Below are 2,917 nucleotides of genomic sequence, written 5' to 3'. Positions count from 1 at the left end.
TGAGCCTTTTCCAACCTCAGGTTGAGGCGTGACGAAGGGCGGGGATCGTCTTCACGATGGCGGTGACTCGGTTGGTGCTACAGCGGAGTTTCCGCCGGGGGCGCCAGCCCTTCAGGGCGGCCATGGCTTGCTCGCATGGCGGCGCCGACCCGGTTGGGAGCTACAGGGGAGCTGCGCATCGGCCGGTGAGCGGTCGGCGCGGGCTCGGTCTACCGGTTCGCGGCTTCGCGAGTGGCGCTCCGGTGCGTGCGGCTGACCGCGCGGCCCACCGTATTGCGCACTGCGAGGCCCGGCCGGGTGCGGGGCACCATGAGCCTGGAGAGCGGACCGACGCGTCGCTGCCGTGGGCCTACCTCGCGGCGGAGACGGGACTCGTAGGCGGCGAAGGCGCGGGCGTGGTCACCGGGTTGGGCGGCGAGCTCTTCCGCGAGGGCGTACGCGCCCGCCATCGCCATGCTGGACCCGTCACCCAGCAGGGCTGTCGCCGCCGCCGCGTCCCCGAGCAGGACGACCCGTCCGCGGGACCACGAGGGCATCCGGAGGGTGGTCAGGGGGTCGAAGAACGGGGCCGGGTGGTCGAGAAACGCCGACACGAGTTCCGGTGCCCGCCACCCCACGCCGGCGTAGGCGTCGGCCACGGTCTGCTTGTGAAGGGCAATGTTCTTGCGGTCGTGGGGCGCCAGCCGTGCGGCCCGGAAGGTGAAGATCGCAAGCGGAGTGGTCCGCGAGGGATGGACGACCAGCATCCGGTTCGGCACAGTCAGCATCGTCATCTCACTCGGGTCCTCGACGGCGTCGGGTTTCAGCGGCACGGTCGCGCCGTACAGGCCCAGGTCGCTCGCGAACTGCCGCTCGGGTCCGAATACCAGGCGCCGTACGGTGGAGTGCATCCCGTCGGCACCGACTACCAAGTCGAAGCGCCGTGGCGCGGACCGCCGGAAGGTGACGTCCACCCCGCCTTCGTCCTGGTCGAGAGCGGTGACCGTGTCGTCGAACAAGAACTCGGCCTCGGTCTGAGCCGACCGGTGGAGCACCTCGGACAGGTCGGCTCGGGTCACCTCGACCGTCGGAGCCTTGTCCGAGGTGAGCGGGAGATGCAGGATCCGCCTGCCGCCGGGGTCGAGCAGGGTCAGTGACCGATTGCGGGTGGCGAGCCCGCGCAGCTGCGGGAGGATGCCCATGCGGTCGGCGACCGGGGTCGCGGGCCCCTTCACGACGACCGCGCTGCCACCGGAGCGCAGCTGCCGGGCATGTTCGACGACCGTTGGCCGGTAGCCGTTCCGGGAGAGCCAGTATGCGAGCGCGGGCCCTGCGATTCCGGCACCGACTATCAGCACCTCGGGCTTCTTCATGACGATGACCTCTCGGAGTGTCGAGGATGACCAGCTCCCCGGCGAGTGCCGGGGCCGGCTCTCAGAGCGCGGCGGGACGGGCAGCGCAACCGGAACCAAGGTACGAAAAATTTCGTACCTCAGTGGAGCACATTCTTGAGGTACGATTCAAGTCGTACCTGAAGGAGGTGCCGCGTGGCCGGGAGGAACCTGGCCGGCCCGGAGGCCGATGCGCTCGATCTGGGGACGGTGTTTCGCGCCCTCGCAGACGAGCACCGTCGTTCGGTGATGACGGAGTTGGCCGCCGACCGCAGCGACAGCGAGCGGGGCTGCAACTCGTTCGATCTTCCGATCTCGAAGCAGACCCAGACCCACCACTTCCGGGTCCTGCGCGAGGCAGGTCTCATTGACGAGATCGACTACGGCAACCGCAAGGGCGTCCGACTACGACGCGCGGACATCGACAAGAGATTTCCCGGGCTGCTCACGCTCCTGGGCGCAGAGTCCCCGGGCGGTACTGCTCCTCGCTGAGCACAGCTGAGCACGCCGGAGGGGAGTCCGGGTTGAGCCGCGAGCCCGGCCGAATCCAGCCCGCGCCCGGCTCGCAGGTAGCTGGACACGACGCGGGCACAAATGGGATCGGTGTCGCTTCGACCACCGTCCCGCGCTCGTTAACGGCGCCGAACTCTTCCGCACATTGAGCCCTCTCCATCTTGATCAGCTGGTGAGTTCGAGAGTGACGATGGCGCGGACGACGGTAGTGATCCTCGTGGTGCTGCAGCGCAGTTTGCGGAGTACTCGCCAGCACTTGAGGGTGGCGATGGCGCGTTCGCCGAGGCTTCGGATCTTTGCGTGATCGCGGTTGTGGCGGCGGCGCCAGCCGCGCAGGTGCTTGCCCCGGATCGGGACGCGGACGGCGGGTCCGGCGCCCTGGTATGCCTTGTCCGCCCAGCACTTGATGCCGTCGGCGGCGAGGGCGGCGGGGATGCCGTGGGTGCGGGCCGCGGTCAGATCGTGGACGGCGCCGGGCAGGGCGTCCGAGACCCAGAGCAGTCGTCCGGCCGGGTCGGCGAGGACCTGCACGTTCATCCCATGATGCTTCTTCTTTCCCGAGTGGTACGGGCGGTCGGCCGCAACACGGTCGATCGGCAGAAGTGTGCCGTCGAGGATCACGTACGCCTTCCTGCGGATGGTGTGCATGGCCTGCTCCAGTGTCGGGGCAAGGGTGGCCAGGAGGTCGACGGCCTCGCGTATGTAGCGGTAGACCGTCGCGATTCCGACCTGGAAGCCGGCGGCGAGGCGGTTGTAGGTGTCGCCGCAGCGTAGGTGAGCGAGTACGAGTAGAGCCTGTCGGCCGCAGCTCAGGCGGCGCCAACGAGAACCGATCCGGCGTCGGTGACCTGCCAGCAGACCGGAGAGACAACGCAGGGTACGGCTGGACAGATCGATGGCAGACGGGTAGACAAGCACACGAGCTCCTGGCGGATGCGGTGATCTTGGTCGTGAACCCGTCTACCAGGAGCTTTCTTCATGTCCGCCGCCGGGGCCCGCAGCTCGACCACCCGTCAGGTTGGAAGGGGCTCAGT

The 2,917-nt window shown here is 68.6% G+C and carries 3 protein-coding genes; 1 reads left to right on the top strand and 2 read right to left on the bottom strand.

Annotated features, from left to right (window positions below):
* Nucleotides 1-209 precede the first annotated feature (209 nt).
* A complete protein-coding gene (locus E0D90_RS24765; RefSeq protein ID WP_130800164.1) occupies nt 210-1,352 on the bottom strand; it encodes an FAD-dependent monooxygenase in 1,143 nt (380 codons plus the stop codon).
* A gap of 174 nt (nt 1,353-1,526) precedes the next feature.
* On the opposite strand from E0D90_RS24765, the gene E0D90_RS24760 reads away from it, so the two are divergent.
* Nucleotides 1,527-1,862, top strand: coding sequence for an ArsR/SmtB family transcription factor (locus E0D90_RS24760; protein WP_130800163.1), 336 nt, complete (start codon nt 1,527-1,529; stop codon nt 1,860-1,862).
* 186 nt (nt 1,863-2,048) lie between these two features.
* On the opposite strand, the gene E0D90_RS24755 is transcribed toward E0D90_RS24760, so the two are convergent.
* Nucleotides 2,049-2,801 (bottom strand): transposase family protein, encoded by a 753-nt coding sequence (locus tag E0D90_RS24755; protein ID WP_130800162.1) that lies wholly within the window; start codon nt 2,799-2,801, stop codon nt 2,049-2,051.
* Nucleotides 2,802-2,917: the final 116 nt, after the last annotated feature.

The organism is Streptomyces otsuchiensis (assembly GCF_004305975.1).
GTDB lineage: Bacteria > Actinomycetota > Actinomycetes > Streptomycetales > Streptomycetaceae > Streptomyces > Streptomyces otsuchiensis.
The sequence above is the reverse complement of the archived record's forward strand: the minus strand, read 5'-3'. Positions and strand labels throughout refer to the sequence as shown.

Excerpts from the sequence above, each read along its gene's own strand:
- E0D90_RS24765 (WP_130800164.1), bottom strand. The coding sequence starts at position 1,352 with ATGAAGAAGCCCGAGGTGCTGATAGTCGGTGCCGGAATCGCAGGGCCC.